This window comes from Allokutzneria multivorans (assembly GCF_039537405.1).
GTDB classification, from domain to species: domain Bacteria; phylum Actinomycetota; class Actinomycetes; order Mycobacteriales; family Pseudonocardiaceae; genus Allokutzneria; species Allokutzneria multivorans.
On the sequence record NZ_BAABAL010000017.1, the window covers coordinates 434979 to 448705 of the forward strand.

Here is a 13727-nt window from a genome sequence, read left to right on the forward strand (position 1 = left end):
CGGAGCAGTATGAGAGCGTTTTCCCGCTGGTAAGCGTTGTTTTGTTGCACGGGTGCGTGCCTATCGTTCGCCCGTGTTCACAACCCTGGACCTGCCCGGTTTCGCCGGTGTCTCCGTCGCCGCGCTCGCCTTCCTGTGCGCCGCCGCCTTCCTGGCAGGTGCCATCGACGCGATCGTCGGCGGAGGCGGTCTCGTCCAGCTGCCCGCGATGCTCCTGGTGATGCCGGGCGGCGCCCCGATCCACTCGCTCGCCACGAGCAAGCTCTCCTCGTTCGTCGGTACGGCGGCGGCCGTCGGCACCTACGTCCGGCGCACGAAGATCGACTGGCGGAGCACCGCGCCGACGGCCGTGCTCGCGTTCGGCGGTTCCGTGGGGGGAGCGGCGTTCGCCGACGTGCTGCCGCCGGGCGTGCTCAACGTGGTCGTCCTGTGCGCGCTGGTCGGGGTCGGCCTCTACACGTGGCGCAAGCCGGAGTTCGGCGCCGAGGACGCGGAGCGGCTCTCCCGTGCGCGGACGCTGATGGTGATGCTGGGCGGGGGCGTGGTGATCGGTTTCTGGGACGGGCTCGCCGGTCCTGGAACGGGCTCGTTCCTGGTGTTCCTGTTGGTGGGCCTGGTCGGCTTCGCGTTCGTGCGCGCTTCGGCGACGGCGAAGGTGATCAACACCGCGACCAACCTCGGCGGGCTCTGCTACTTCGTGCCCGCCGGGCAGGTGCTGTGGGGGATCGGCCTGACGATGGCGCTGTGCAACCTCGCGGGCTCCGTCCTCGGCGCGCGGATGGCGGTGCGCCGAGGATCGGAGTTCGTCCGCAAGGTGTTCCTGACCGTCGTTGCGGCCCTGGTGCTCAGCCTGGGGTGGAAGGTCGTGCTGGGAACGTGATCAGCACCGCGGGCGGAAACCGGGATCGGCGACGCCGCCGCGCTGCAAGGCGTTGATCACCCACTGCGCCGCTGGCCTGGAGTGCGGGATCAGCAGGTGTTCGGTGAAGTGCCCGGGACAGGTGTCCTGGAGCACGACGTTGGTCACGCGGTCGCGGGGGCCGGACAGGGCCTGGCTCTGGTACGGCGTCACGACCAGCTCGTGGCGCGTGGCGATGGTCGTGTACTTCACCGACCCCACGAGGTCGCCGCCGTCGTTGAGCGCGCGCAGGAACGACGATCCGGCGGACTGGTCGTCGCAGGCCGGGCAGAAGGTCGCGCCGAGCAGCTTCGCCAGCGGTTGGGTGGTGCCGTGGTTGGACGGCGCGATGCCGATCACCGAGTTCACCTTCGCGGAGCCGCCGAGGAACTTCAGGTACTGCCGGGGCATCATGCCGCCCTGGCTGTAGCCGACGATGTCCACTTTGGACGCTCCGGTGGCCGCGAGCACCTGGTCCACGTAGGTGGCCAGCTCGCGCGCGGACTGCGCGACGGGGTTCAGCCCGCCGTTGCCGTAGTCGAGCGCGTAGTGGCACCAACCACCTCGGCTCAGCTCGGGCGCGAGCACGTCCCACGTGCTGCCGGACTTCTTGAAGGTCCCGTGCAGCAGGATGACCGGCCGTTTGCTGGATTGGCACGCGGCGGGCGCTGCGGTGGCAGAGCCCGCCGCGATGACCGTCGTGGCGATGGCGAGAAGGGCGGCGCAGAGCAGGGCGCGCAGCAGTCGCATGTCGTCTCCCCGTTGAGACTTGCGGTGAACTCGCGAGTAACTTCAGGGAAATGTAAGCGAGGTCACTTTTGCCTGTCACTCCGCCAATCGGTCGCCGCGCTGCTCAGCAGGGCTTGTACGCCGGGTCCGCCAGTCCGTTGTTGCGCAACGCGTTGACGGCCCACTTCACGGTGGTCCACGCGTGCGTCATCTGACCGTGGCCGGTGAAGTCCAGCGGACAGCTGTCCTGAATGACCACATTGGACACTCGGCCGGGCGGGCCGGTCAGCGCCTGCGTGGCCAGGCTCAGCAGGCCGTCGTGCTTGGAGGCGATGGTCGTGTAGCGCACTGCCCCGACGAGGTCACCGCCCTCGCTGAGCGCCTTCATGAACGGGGAGCCCGACTGCATGTCGACGCAGGCGGGGCAGCGCTTGGCCAGCCAGTCGGGGGTGTTGCCGGGCGGAAGGCCGTGGTTGGGCGGCGCGATGCCGATCAGGGAGGTGGCCTTGGCCGCGCCGCCGAGGTTCTTCGCGTAGTACCGCGCGAGGACCGCGCCCTGGCTGTAGCCGACGAGATCGACGGTGGCCGCGCCGGTCTTGCGCAGCACCTCGTCGACGAACGCGGACACCTCTCCCGCCGACTGCGCGATCGGCCGCTTGCCCTTGTCGCCGTAGTCGAGGGCGTGGGCGCAGCGGCCGTCCTTCTTGAGCGCGTCGGTCAGTTCCTTCCACGTGCTCTTGCTGTCGCTGAACGTGCCGTGCAACAACACGACCGGCCGCGCGGACGACGTGCACGTTGTGTCCACAGCGGACGCAACGGCCGTTGGTGTCCACGCGGCCGGAACCAGTACGAGCAGCAGGGCGGCGAGAAGCGGCTTCATGAGTTCTCTCCCGGGGTTCGAAGTTCGGAACCTAGGGCCGGAAACCCTTCTGCGCCAAAGCAAGGAGCTGTTCTCGTGTTCTCGCTAAACGGCTAGTCGGTCTCGGGAGGGTGCTTCGGCGGGCGTCCCCGGCGCGTGGGCTTCGCTGCCTTGTCCGGCATCCGCCCCGCTTCGGTGAGCGCCCGCCGGAGCAGGAACTCGATCTGCGCGTTGGCGCTGCGCAGTTCGTCATTGGCCCATTTCGTGAGCGCGTCGTGCACCGCCGGGTCCAGCCGGAGCAGGACGCTCTTGCGTTCAGCCACGACGGAGTCCCTAGTGGTAGAGCGACCCGGTGTTCACGATGGGCTGGGTCGAGCGGTCACCGCAGAGCACCACGAGCAGGTTGCTGACCATGGCCGCCTTGCGCTCCTCGTCGAGGTCCACGACGTCGCGCTCGGCGAGCCGGTCCAGTGCCAGCTCCACCATGCCGACCGCGCCCTCCACGATCCGCTGACGTGCCGCCACCATCGCGCTCGCCTGCTGCCGCTGGAGCATCGAGTGCGCGATCTCCGGCGCGTAGGCGAGGTGGGTGATCCGCGACTCGATGACGTTCACGCCGGCGGAGGTGACGCGCGCGGCGACCTCTGCGGAGAGCCGCTCGGTGATCTCGTCGGCGTTCTCGCGCAGCGACAGCCCGGTTTCGCCGTGGTTGTCGTAGGGGTAGCTGGTGGCGATGTGGCGCACGGCGGTCTCGGTCTGCACCTGCACGAAGTCGACGAAGTTGTCCACCTCGAACACGGCCTGCGCGGTGTCGCTGACCTGCCAGACCACGACCGTGGCGATCTCCACCGGGTTGCCGTCGGCGTCGTTGACCTTCAGCACCGCGGTCTCGTGGTTGCGGATCCTGGTCGACACCGGGGTCTTGGTGGAGATCGGGTTCACCCACTGGAGACCGTCGGAGCGGATCGTGCCGGTGTAGCGGCCGAGCACCTGGAGCACGCGCGCCTGGCCCGGCGCGACCATGACCAGACCGGCGAACAGCAGGGCGCCGACCGCCACGGTGCCGATGCCGGTGAAGAGGAACGCCGAGGTGCTGGTCTGGGCGGCGAGCACGACCTGGAGGGCGCCCGCGACCAGCAGGACGAAGCCCACCAGGAACATCGGCACGCCAGGAAGGCGGTTGCCGTCCCTCTCGCCGATCTTCGGTGACGGCCTGCTCGCGGCGATCTCGGACGGCGTGTGGACGCGTTGGTCTGACATGGCGGCCTCCCCTGGGCGGTGCTTAGCAAAGTGATATCAGATTTATAGCAGGTGCGTCGGCCGGTGCCAAGCGACGAGGTGGCCGGGCCAGTGCCTGGGGTTCCGTTGCCGGGGGCGCCTGGGGAAGGAACCTCGGCGAGCCTCACCGCGCTGTCGCACACCGGCTGTTTCCCGTTGCTGCAGCACGGTTGTTTGATCGGCGCCCCGCTTGCGCGCGGAACGGGACCGTCGTGCTCGCCGGAGGTGCCATGCGCGCGCTCGCCTAGGGCTTGTCCTGCGGGTCGCCAGGTTCGCTGGTCTTCAACGGCAGCAAACCCCCGCGAAGCCGCAACGTGTGAGGCGGTTAACGATGATCAACAGGCGGGTTTGCTGGTCTTCAAGACGCCCCAACCCCCGGCTTGCGGGCGAGGAGTTCGAAGCGGCGCGCGGAGAACGGGCGCAACGAGCCGAGCCGCATGATCACCTCGGCGAAACCGGCGTTGCGGGCGAGCAGGCGCAGATCGAGCGGCTTGCAGCGCAGCCTGGACCGGCGCACGGACAGCAGCAGCGAGCCGCCGGGGCGCAGCACGCGGTGCAGCTCGGCGAAGCCCGCCGCGATGTCGGGCCACAGGTGCACGGTGTCGGTGGAGATCGCCACGTCGACGCAGGAGTCGTCGAGCCCTGTGTGCTCGGCGGTACCCGGGCGCAGCCGAACCCGCCCGTCGCCGACCAGCTCCGGGCAGCGCGCGGCGCACCCGCGCAGCGCTTCCGCTGACGGGTCGACCCCGATGGCCACGCCCCTCGGCACGAGCTCGCCCGCCGCGCGCAAGCCGCTCCCGGTGCCCGCGCCCAGCACGAGCACCGCGTCACCGGGCCGCAACCGCGCGTGTTCGACCAGGCGGCGCTCCGCCCGCGCCGTCCCCGGCTCGAACAGCGCGGACAGGGTGCCGGGCTCGGAGGTCGCCACACTGGTCATGGGCTCAAGCCAAGCGCCTGGTGACTGAGGCCGCATCAGGGTTGTCCCGGACGTGTGCCGGGCATCGTCACCGACGTGGGACCATGGGGTGTCACCCATAGCCAGCGAGGACATCGAGTGAAGCGAACGAACTCCCTGCGCGGTTCAGCCGGCGCAGCTGCCCTGACGACCGCCGAGCACTGCGAGGTCGCCGCATGAGCTCGTTCGCGGACAAGACGTTCACCAACCCGGAGCTGATCCGGAACTTCTGCATCATCGCGCACATCGACCACGGCAAGTCGACGCTGGCCGACCGGATGCTCCAGCTGACCGGTGTCGTCGAGGAGCGGGCCATGCGGGCCCAGTACCTGGACCGCATGGACATCGAGCGCGAGCGCGGCATCACGATCAAGGCGCAGAACGTGCGGCTGCCGTGGAAGGTCGGCGACACCGAGCACGTGCTGCACCTGATCGACACCCCCGGCCACGTGGACTTCACCTACGAGGTCTCCCGCGCGCTTGAGGCGTGCGAGGGCGCGATCCTGCTGGTCGACGCGGCGCAGGGGATCGAGGCGCAGACGCTGGCGAACCTGTACCTGGCGCTGGAGAACGACCTCACCATCGTGCCGGTGCTCAACAAGATCGACCTGCCCGCCGCCGACCCGGACAAGTACGCCAAGGAACTCGCGCACATCATCGGCTGCGAGCCGGAGGAGGTGCTGCGGGTCTCGGCCAAGACCGGTTTCGGCGTCCGCGAGCTGCTCGACGAGGCGGTCCGGCTCATCCCGGCCCCCCAGGGCGACAGCGACGCCCCGCCGCGCGCGATGATCTTCGACTCGGTTTACGACACCTACCGCGGCGTGGTGACCTACATCCGGGTGATGGACGGCAAGATCACCCCGCGCCAGCGGATCAAGATGATGTCCACCGGCGCCACGCACGAGCTGCTGGAGGTGGGCATCGTCTCGCCGGAGCCCAAGGCCAGCGTGGGCTTGGGCGTCGGCGAGGTGGGCTACCTGATCACCGGCGTGAAGGACGTCCGCCAGTCCAAGGTCGGCGACACCGTGACCTCGGAGAAGCACGGGGCCACCGAGGCGCTGCGCGGCTACCGCGAACCGCGCCCGATGGTCTACGCGGGCCTGTACCCGATGGACGGCTCCGACTACCCGGAGCTGCGCGAGGCGCTGGACAAGCTCCAGCTCAACGACGCCGCGCTCACCTACGAGCCGGAGACCTCGGCGGCGCTGGGCTTCGGCTTCCGCTGCGGCTTCCTCGGCCTGCTGCACCTGGAGATCACCCGCGACCGGCTGGAGCGCGAGTTCGGCCTCGACCTCATCTCCACCGCGCCGAACGTGGTGTTCCGCGTGGTGATGGAGGACGAGACCGAGCACATCGTGACCAACCCCTCCGACTGGCCGGACGGCAAGATCGCCGAGATCAACGAGCCGATCACCAAGTGCACCATCATCTCCCCGGCGGAGTACGTCGGCGCGATCATGGAGCTGTGCCAGAGCAGGCGCGGCCAGCTCGGCGGCATGGAGTACCTCTCCGAGGACCGCACCGAGCTGCGCTACACCATGCCGCTCGCGGAGATCATCTACGACTTCTTCGACGCGCTGAAGTCACGCACCCGCGGCTACGCCTCGCTGGACTACGAGGAGGCGGGCGAGCAGGCCTCGCAGCTGGTGAAGGTGGACATCCTGTTGCAGGGCGAGCCGGTCGACGCCTTCAGCGCGATCGTGCACCGCGACGCCGCGTACGGCTACGGCACCAGGATGACCGGCAAGCTGCGCGAGCTGATCCCGCGCCAGCAGTTCGAGGTGCCGATCCAGGCCGCGATCGGGTCCAGGGTCATCGCCCGCGAGAACATCCGCGCCATCCGCAAGGACGTGCTCGCCAAGTGCTACGGCGGTGACATCACCCGTAAGCGCAAGCTGCTGGAGAAGCAGAAGGAAGGCAAGAAGCGGATGAAGATGGTCGGCCGCGTCGAGGTGCCCCAGGAGGCGTTCGTGGCTGCGCTGTCCACCGATGAGGCGGGCGACAAGAAGTCCAAGAAGTAGCCCAGCTCCACAGCCAACCGCCCTCGACCCCGTTGGGGTAGGGGGCGGTTTGCGATGTCTGGGGGTGGGGTTCGTGGTACTTGAAGACTGTCAAACCCTGGCGTCGAGCAGGGCCACCGCGCGGTCGTAGGAGGCCGTCCCGCCTGCTGGTGACGGCGTGCAGCTCCGCCCAGCGCAGCGTCCGCGTGCTCAGGACGCGGCGCACGCGCACGCCGTGGTCGCTGACGTAGCACCAGGACAACGGCCGTGGGGACCTCGTTGTCCCACAACAGGAACGCGATGATCAGTGCGATCGCGCCGAAGCTGGTGGCGCCGAGAACCCTTGCCGGGCCTGAAGGGCGCACGCTGCGCCCCATGAACATGCGGCGAGGATGCGCCGGGCCCGACCGCGCCGAACAGGTCCACTCGGCGAACCCGTCAGGAGGAGGCGGCGGACTCGTACTCGTCGAGCAGGCGCAGCGCGGTGGCGTACTTGAGCCGCAACCGCTCCCGGGTCGGCTCGTCGAGCTGGTCCAGCCGGAGCGGCCCGCTGTTGTCGGCGATGTCGGCGCGCTTGACCACGAGGGCGATCGGGTCGGCGGCGGCGCGGGCCAGGTAGTCGGCCATGGGCTCGCCCGGCCGGTGGCTCAGCGCGATCACGGCGGTGACCACGCGCTCGGGGCAGCCCGCCGCGCGCAGGTCGTCGGCGGTGACGGGGGTGTCCTCGATGACGTCGTGCAGCACGGCGGCCATCCGGTGCGCGGTGCCCTCGACGTTGTCCATCACCCGCAACGGGTGCTTGATGTAGGGCTTCCCGGCCTTGTCGAGCTGTCCTTCGTGGGCGCGCGTGGCCAACGCGATCGCCGTGTCCAAGGTGAACGGGGGTTGGTTCATGGTGCCTCCGGGGGAGCGGGTCGCACGATCTGGTGACATGCGGTCCGCCCAGTGTCCTCCCGGCCGTTTTCTGTCAGACCCCCCGGTCACAGTGACGGGGTGCGGGAGAGTGACGGCGGCGGCCGGCCCCCGACAGTCCGGTCGCCGCCGTCGTAGTGGATGAAGGCCGTCCCCGAACCTCCGCGCGCGTGCATGCAAACGCTGCGAACAGGCTGGAGGGCGTGCCTTGAGAGGGAGACGGGGAAGAGGGGGGATGCGTTGCCCCGGAGTCCGCGATTGCCCGAATGATCACGCGAACGGCCTAGCCGGGGGGTGGTGCGCGTTGATTCGGGCGGGTCCGGCGAACGGCTTCACCGAGTCGGGTGGACCGTCATGATTTCGGGTGATTTCCCACCGGTCCACCTGCGCGAATTGGCACCATTTCGGCCAGCCGGAAAGGCGAGAACTATTCGAAGATCGCCCGCGTGCTGCGCCGGGAATCGCCGATGCCGCAGGGTAGAGGTGGATTCACCGCATTGTGCGGCGAATGCACTGTTGATGATCTTGGAGATGCACCCGATAGGGTAGGCCGACCGGTGATCACCCGAAAACACGCGGCCTCCCCGGCGTTCCATGACTGTCGTGCTCTCAAGCGGTGTTGTTCTGAGTCGTTGTCCTGAGTCGCTGTCGACCGTGAGGATCTGATGGGGCAAGAAGTACTTGCGGCCGCGTTATGGGTCGCGGTCGCGTTCGGGCTCGTCGTGGTCGTTCTGCTGGCCCGCCAGCACGGCATCGCCAACCGCTTGCGCGCGCGCAACACCGAACTGGAGTCCACGGTCCGCGCCCGGGTCGAGGAGGAGGCGCACCTGGTCTCCACCCGCCTGCCCGCGCTGGCGGCCACGGCCGACCACCGGCAGGAGGAGGTGCCCGGCCCGCTGCACCACTCGGTCGCCGGAGCGCACCAGGTCGTGCTGGAGCTGTTCGCCGAGTCCATGCGCCAGGCCAAGGACCGGGGCGAGCAGTCGGCGCGCACCGCGGTCAAGGCGATGATGCGCGCGGTGCAGAGCCTCGCCAACGAGCAGCAGCTGGCGATCTCGGCGATGCAGGAGGAGCACGACAACCCCACCGTGCTCGGTGGCCTGATGACCATCGACCACATGAACTCCCAGCTCGGCCGCCGCGCGCAGGCCACGGCCGTGCTCTGCGGGTCGTGGCCGGGCCAGCAGCGCTCCGCCTCCTCGCTCAGCGACGTGGTCCGGGGCGCGACCTCGCGCATCCGCGACTACCTCCGCGTCCAGGTCTCCACCCAGGTCGACGTCGCCGTGGTCAGCCGCGCGGTCGAGCCGGTCGTGCTCACCGTGGCCGAGCTGCTGGACAACGGCGCGCGGCACTCGCCGCCGATCGCCTCGGTGCAGGTCAACTTCCAGCAGGCGCACAACGGCCTCGCGATCGTCATCGACGACGCGGGCGTCGGCATGAACAACGACGAGCTGCGGCACGCCGCCGAGCAGCTCTCCGGCCGCGCGGGTCAGGACATCAACCGGCTCGGCGACCCGCCGCAGGTCGGCTTCGCCGTGATCGGCCTGCTCGCCGCGCGCTACGGCTTCTCCGTCTCCGTCGACACCCGCTCGCCCTACGGCGGCGTGCGCGCGGTGATCTTCCTGCCGACCGCGCTGCTGACCAGGGTCCCGCTGCCGGAGCCCGTGGTGAAGCGCTCCGAGGCGCGCGAGACCCACGCCACCGTGCTGCCGCACCCCAGCTCGCCCCGGCACGGCCGCCAGGAGGAGCCGGACACCGAGCAGGAGCAGGAACAGGAGCGCACCGCGGGCGGGCTGCCCAAGCGCCGCCGCCGCGAGGCCCCTGCCGAGGTCGCCGCCCAGACCACACCGTTGCCGATCCGCCCGGCGTCCAGGACCACGTCCGGACTGGGAGCCTGGCAGCGCGGCACCCGTTCCGGGCGCGCCGTGCCGCCCGTCGCTGAGGGGAGCCCCCAGGAATGACCGAACCGACGAACAACAAGCTGGGCTGGATGCTCGACAACGCGTTGCAGATGCCCGAGACACTGCACGCGATCCTGCTCTCCGCCGACGGGCTGCTGATGGCCCACTCGCAGACGATCAGCAGGGACGACGCCGACCGGCACGCCGCGGCCATGTCGGGTTTGCAGGCGCTGGCCCGCAGCACCGCGGAGTTCTGCGGCGGCGAGATCAGCGGCTGGCAGCAGACGGTCAACGAGTTCGCCGGTGGCTACGTCTTCCTCGTCGCCGCCGGACCGGGCGCCTACCTGGCGGTCTCGGCGACCGAGCGGGTCGACATGGAGGCCGTGTCCTTCCGGTTGCAGGAGCTGGTGCAGCGGCTCGGCAAGGAGCTGACAAGCCCGCCGCGACAGGGCATCGGTAGCCGGGCATGACCCCGAACCGCCGGGAACGGGCGTTGGTGCGGCCGCACGTCGTGACCGGTGGCCGCGCTCACCCGACCCGCAGCACCTTCGACCTGGTCACCCTGGTGTCGGTGGTCAAGGACCAGCTCGCGGGCCTGAGCCCGGAGAAGCGCCGCGCCATGGAGCTGTGCAGCGGCGGGTCGCTCTCGGTCGCCGAGGCCGCCGCGCACCTCGGCCTTCCGGTCAGCGTCACCAAGGTGCTGCTGTCCGACCTCGTCGACAGCGGGCACCTCGCCGTCACCTCCGAGTCCCCGGCGCGCGGCGGTCCCGACCTCAAGCTGCTCAAGGATGTGCTCGATGGCCTTCGCGCGCTCGTCTGAGGGGATCTACGTCCGCGACACCGTGCGCACCTCGGTGAAGCTGCTCGTCGTCGGGCACTTCGCGGTCGGCAAGACCACCTTCGTCGGCACGCTCTCCGAGATCCGCCCGCTGCGGACCGAGGAGACGATGACCCAGGCGGCCGAGCACGTCGACGACCTGTCCGGGGCCAGGGGCAAGAGCACCACGACCGTGGCCATGGACTTCGGCAGGCTCACGCTCAACGACCAGCTGGTGCTCTACCTGTTCGGCGCGCCCGGACAGCACCGCTTCAAGCAGCTGTGGAAGGACATCGCGACCGGGGCGCTGGGCGCGCTGGTGCTCGCCGACACCCGCAGGCTCGACGCGTCCTTCGACATCATGGGCCTGCTGGAGGAACTGGGGCTGCCCTACGCCGTCGCGGTCAACGACTTCGACGACGCGCCCAAGTTCCCGGAGCACGAGCTGCGCGAGGCGCTCGACCTGCTCCCGGAGACCCCGCTCGTCACCTGCGACGCCCGCGACCGGGTGTCGTCGACGCACGCCCTGATCGCGCTCGTGGAACACCTCCTCCGTCGTCCGGTACGGGAGTACGCGTGAACTCAGCACCCGCAGGCAACGACCTCGGCACGGGCGGCTGTCCCGTCACCGGGCACCGGACCCCGTTGTACGGGCCGGAGTTCACCGCGAACCCGGCCCGGGTCTACGAGCGGTTGCGGGCCAACGGGCAGCTGGCGCCGGTCGAGCTGGCGCCGGGGGTGCCCGCGACGCTGGTGGTCGGCTACGAGGCCGCGCTGGAGGTGTTGCGCAACCCCGGGGACTTCCCCAGGGACGGCCGCCGCTGGGCGAAGACGGTCCCCGAGGACTGCCCGGTGCTGCCGGTGATGTCCTACCGGCCCAACTGCCTGATGACCGACGGCGCCGAGCACGCGCGCTTCCGCGGGGTGATCACCGACAGCGTGGCGCGGGTGGACCCGAACAAGGTCCGCGCGCACGTCGAGGCCACCGCGGACATGCTGATCAACCAGTTCGCCGAGCGCGGTTCGGCCGACCTGCTGACCGAGTACGCCGTCGCGCTGCCGCTGTGGGTGTTCACCTTCCTGCACGGCTGCCCCAAGGACGTCGGCGAGCGCATGGTCACCGGCATGCGCGACATCGTGGACATGCGCGATCCGGAGCGGGCGAACGAGCGGCTGACCACCGCGCTGCTGGAGCTGATCGCGCTCAAGCGGGCCGAACCCGCGCAGGACATGGCGTCCTGGATGCTGGCGCACCCCGCCCAGCTGACCGACGAGGAGATCCTGCACCAGCTGTTCCTGATGCTGGGCGCGGGAACCGAGCCCGAGGCGAACCTGATCGCCAACGCGCTGCGGCTGCTGCTGTCCGATCACCGCTTCGCCGGGTACGTGTCCGGGGGCAGCATGCGGATCGAGGACGCGCTCGACGAGGTGCTGTGGACCGACCCGCCGGTGGCCAACCTCTCCGCGAGCTACCCGGAGCGCGAGGTGCTGCTGGCCGGGCGGCGGCTGCCCGCCGACCAGCCCGTGGTGATCAGCTACGCGGCGGCCAACACCGATCCCGAGTTCGGCGACGAGCACCGCTCCGGCAACCGGGCGCACCTGGCGTGGGGCGCCGGTCCGCACGCGTGCCCGGTGCAGGGGCAGGCGCGGATGGTCGCCTCGATCGCCATCGAGAAGCTGCTCGACCGGCTGCCGGACCTCGCGCTCGGCGTCCCGGTGGAGGACCTGCCGTGGCGGGAGTCGCCGTTCCTGCGCGCGCTGGCCGGGCTGCCGGTCACCTTCACCCCGGTGCGCCCGGTCGAGACGGCGCCGGAGACCACCCAGCTGCCCGCCGTTCCCGCGCCCGCGCGGCACGCGGCCCCGTTGCCCACGGCCGTCAGGCAGCGCTGGAAGCACGCGATCATCCGGTGGTGGCGCGGGCAGTGAACCTCGGCCGAGCAGCAGAGCGCAGGAGATCAGGAGCGCACCCGTGAGCTCTTTTCCCCCCGACGACACCCAGGACCGGCCGGGCTGCCCCTTCTCCGGGGACCGGGAGCCGCTGTACGGGCCGGAGTTCACCGCCGACCCGAGCGCGGTGTACGAGCGCCTGCGCGAGCGCGGCCAGACCGCGCCGGTCGAGCTGGCGCCGGGGGTCAACGCCACGCTCGTGCTGGGCTACGACGCGGCGCTGGAGGTGCTGCGCAGCCCTGGCACGTTCGTCAGGGACAGCAGGCGCTGGCAGGCCACCATGCCGCCGGACTCCCCGGTGCTGCCCGTCATGGGCTACCGGCCGACCTGCCTGATGTCCGACGGCGACGCGCACGCGCGGCTGCGCCGGGTGATCAGCGACGCCTACGCCAGGGTCGACCCGAACATGATCAGGGCGCACGTCGAGGCCACCGCCGAGATGCTGATCGGCCGCTTCGCCGCCAAGGGCGAGGTGAACCTGCTCGCCGACTACGCGCTGGCGCTGCCGCTGTGGGTGTTCAACTACCTGCACGGCTGCCCGACCGAGCTGGGCGACCGGCTGGTCAGCGGGATGAGCCGGGTGGTGGACGTGGTCGAGGCCGAGCAGGCCAACATCGACCTCACGCGCGCTCTGACCGAGCTCGTCGCGTTGAAGCGGCGCGAGCCGGGGCAGGACGTGACCTCGTGGATGATGCAGCACCCGGCGCGCCTGTCCGACGACGAGATGCTGCACCAGCTGTTCATCATCCTGGGCGCGGTCACCCAGCACGAGGCGAACCTGACCGCGAACGCGCTGCGGCTGCTGCTCTCCGACGACCGCTTCGCCGGTGACCTCGCCGGGGGCAGCATGCAGATCGAGGACGCCCTCGACGAGGTGCTGTGGACCGACCCGCCGATGACCAACCTGTCGGTCACCTTCCCCACGCACCAGGTGAACGTGGGTGGGGCGATGCTGCCGGCCGACCAGCCCGTGCTGATCGGCTACGCGGCCGCGAACACCGATCCGACCGTCCACGGTGGACACCGCGCGGGCAACCGGGCGCACCTGTCCTGGGGCGCCGGACCGCACGCCTGCCCGGTGCAGGGGACCGCGCGGCTGATCGCCGCGATCGCGATCGAGAAGCTGCTGGACCGGCTGCCCGATCTGCGCCTCGCGGTGCCCACCGAGAACCTGGAGTGGCGGCCGAGCCCGTTCTTCCGGTCGCTGACGGCACTGCCGGTCCAGTTCACCCCGGTACGGGCGGACTCCGCCGGCACGGTCTCCGTACCGTCGTGGGCGCGGCTGACCCCCAGCTCCGTGCCGCAGCCCCCGCCGCAGCAGCCGCCGCCGCCCACGGGCTGGCGGCACGCGATCGGCCGGTGGTGGCGCGGCCAGTAGCTCCCCGTGGCTGTGGCGTGCGCGGCATTCGCCCGCCCAGGGCGGTGACCTGG

The 13727-nt window shown here is 70.4% G+C and carries 14 protein-coding genes; 8 read left to right on the forward strand and 6 right to left on the reverse strand.

The annotated features are described in order from the left end of the window. Nucleotides 1-73: 73 nt before the first annotated feature. Nucleotides 74-880, forward strand: a complete 807-nt coding sequence (locus ABD798_RS22965; protein ID WP_344878115.1) for a TSUP family transporter — start codon at nt 74-76, stop codon at nt 878-880. Here the strand turns inward: ABD798_RS22965 and ABD798_RS22970 are convergent, their stop codons facing one another. From ABD798_RS22970 to ABD798_RS22990, 5 genes are all read right to left on the reverse strand, one after another. Continuing rightward, a complete protein-coding gene (locus tag ABD798_RS22970; RefSeq protein ID WP_344878117.1) occupies nt 881-1648 on the reverse strand; it encodes an esterase/lipase family protein in 768 nt (255 codons plus the stop codon). It lies immediately after the preceding gene. 103 nt (nt 1649-1751) lie between these two features. Beyond that, nucleotides 1752-2507 (reverse strand): esterase/lipase family protein, encoded by a 756-nt coding sequence (locus tag ABD798_RS22975; RefSeq protein ID WP_344878119.1) that lies wholly within the window; start codon nt 2505-2507, stop codon nt 1752-1754. A 92-nt stretch (nt 2508-2599) separates the two neighbouring features. After that, a complete protein-coding gene (locus ABD798_RS22980; RefSeq protein ID WP_344878121.1) occupies nt 2600-2809 on the reverse strand; it encodes a type II toxin-antitoxin system antitoxin in 210 nt (69 codons plus the stop codon). Nucleotides 2810-2819: 10 nt separating this feature from the next. Further along, nucleotides 2820-3746 (reverse strand): SPFH domain-containing protein, encoded by a 927-nt coding sequence (locus ABD798_RS22985; protein ID WP_344878123.1) that lies wholly within the window; start codon nt 3744-3746, stop codon nt 2820-2822. A gap of 376 nt (nt 3747-4122) precedes the next feature. Further along, nucleotides 4123-4701, reverse strand: coding sequence for a class I SAM-dependent methyltransferase (locus ABD798_RS22990; protein ID WP_344878125.1), 579 nt, complete (start codon nt 4699-4701; stop codon nt 4123-4125). A gap of 194 nt (nt 4702-4895) precedes the next feature. Here ABD798_RS22990 and lepA point away from each other — a divergent pair, with 194 nt between their 5' ends. Continuing rightward, nucleotides 4896-6740, forward strand: a complete 1845-nt coding sequence (gene lepA, locus ABD798_RS22995) for a translation elongation factor 4 (protein ID WP_344878127.1) — start codon at nt 4896-4898, stop codon at nt 6738-6740. A 417-nt stretch (nt 6741-7157) separates the two neighbouring features. Here the strand turns inward: lepA and ABD798_RS23000 are convergent, their stop codons facing one another. Next, nucleotides 7158-7613: an HD domain-containing protein gene (locus tag ABD798_RS23000; protein WP_344878129.1), complete on the reverse strand. Its 456-nt coding sequence runs from the start codon at nt 7611-7613 to the stop codon at nt 7158-7160. 683 nt (nt 7614-8296) lie between these two features. Here ABD798_RS23000 and ABD798_RS23005 point away from each other — a divergent pair. Genes ABD798_RS23005 through ABD798_RS23030 form a run of 6 tightly spaced genes read left to right on the forward strand, consistent with a single transcriptional unit; the run spans nt 8297 to nt 13674 of the window. After that, nucleotides 8297-9592, forward strand: coding sequence for an ATP-binding protein (locus tag ABD798_RS23005; RefSeq protein WP_344878131.1), 1296 nt, complete (start codon nt 8297-8299; stop codon nt 9590-9592). Continuing rightward, nucleotides 9589-10002, forward strand: coding sequence for a roadblock/LC7 domain-containing protein (locus ABD798_RS23010; RefSeq protein ID WP_344878133.1), 414 nt, complete (start codon nt 9589-9591; stop codon nt 10000-10002). The genes ABD798_RS23005 and ABD798_RS23010 overlap by 4 nt, the downstream gene beginning before the upstream one ends. Continuing rightward, nucleotides 9999-10352 (forward strand): DUF742 domain-containing protein, encoded by a 354-nt coding sequence (locus tag ABD798_RS23015; protein WP_344878135.1) that lies wholly within the window; start codon nt 9999-10001, stop codon nt 10350-10352. The genes ABD798_RS23010 and ABD798_RS23015 overlap by 4 nt, the downstream gene beginning before the upstream one ends. Then, a complete protein-coding gene (locus ABD798_RS23020; RefSeq protein WP_344878137.1) occupies nt 10330-10929 on the forward strand; it encodes a GTP-binding protein in 600 nt (199 codons plus the stop codon). Before ABD798_RS23015 ends, ABD798_RS23020 begins: the two co-directional genes overlap by 23 nt. Continuing rightward, nucleotides 10926-12275, forward strand: a complete 1350-nt coding sequence (locus ABD798_RS23025) for a cytochrome P450 (RefSeq protein ID WP_344878139.1) — start codon at nt 10926-10928, stop codon at nt 12273-12275. Before ABD798_RS23020 ends, ABD798_RS23025 begins: the two co-directional genes overlap by 4 nt. 43 nt (nt 12276-12318) lie before the next feature. Beyond that, nucleotides 12319-13674: a cytochrome P450 family protein gene (locus ABD798_RS23030; protein ID WP_344878141.1), complete on the forward strand. Its 1356-nt coding sequence runs from the start codon at nt 12319-12321 to the stop codon at nt 13672-13674. The last annotated feature ends 53 nt before the right edge of the window (nt 13675-13727 follow it).

Excerpts from the sequence above, each read along its gene's own strand:
- ABD798_RS22970 (WP_344878117.1), bottom strand. The coding sequence starts at position 1,648 with ATGCGACTGCTGCGCGCCCTGCTCTGCGCCGCCCTTCTCGCCATCGCC.
- ABD798_RS22975 (WP_344878119.1), bottom strand. The coding sequence starts at position 2,507 with ATGAAGCCGCTTCTCGCCGCCCTGCTGCTCGTACTGGTTCCGGCCGCG.
- ABD798_RS22985 (WP_344878123.1), bottom strand. The coding sequence starts at position 3,746 with ATGTCAGACCAACGCGTCCACACGCCGTCCGAGATCGCCGCGAGCAGG.
- ABD798_RS22990 (WP_344878125.1), bottom strand. The coding sequence starts at position 4,701 with ATGACCAGTGTGGCGACCTCCGAGCCCGGCACCCTGTCCGCGCTGTTC.
- lepA (WP_344878127.1), top strand. The coding sequence starts at position 4,896 with ATGAGCTCGTTCGCGGACAAGACGTTCACCAACCCGGAGCTGATCCGG.
- ABD798_RS23000 (WP_344878129.1), bottom strand. The coding sequence starts at position 7,613 with ATGAACCAACCCCCGTTCACCTTGGACACGGCGATCGCGTTGGCCACG.
- ABD798_RS23005 (WP_344878131.1), top strand. The coding sequence starts at position 8,297 with ATGGGGCAAGAAGTACTTGCGGCCGCGTTATGGGTCGCGGTCGCGTTC.
- ABD798_RS23010 (WP_344878133.1), top strand. The coding sequence starts at position 9,589 with ATGACCGAACCGACGAACAACAAGCTGGGCTGGATGCTCGACAACGCG.
- ABD798_RS23015 (WP_344878135.1), top strand. The coding sequence starts at position 9,999 with ATGACCCCGAACCGCCGGGAACGGGCGTTGGTGCGGCCGCACGTCGTG.
- ABD798_RS23020 (WP_344878137.1), top strand. The coding sequence starts at position 10,330 with ATGGCCTTCGCGCGCTCGTCTGAGGGGATCTACGTCCGCGACACCGTG.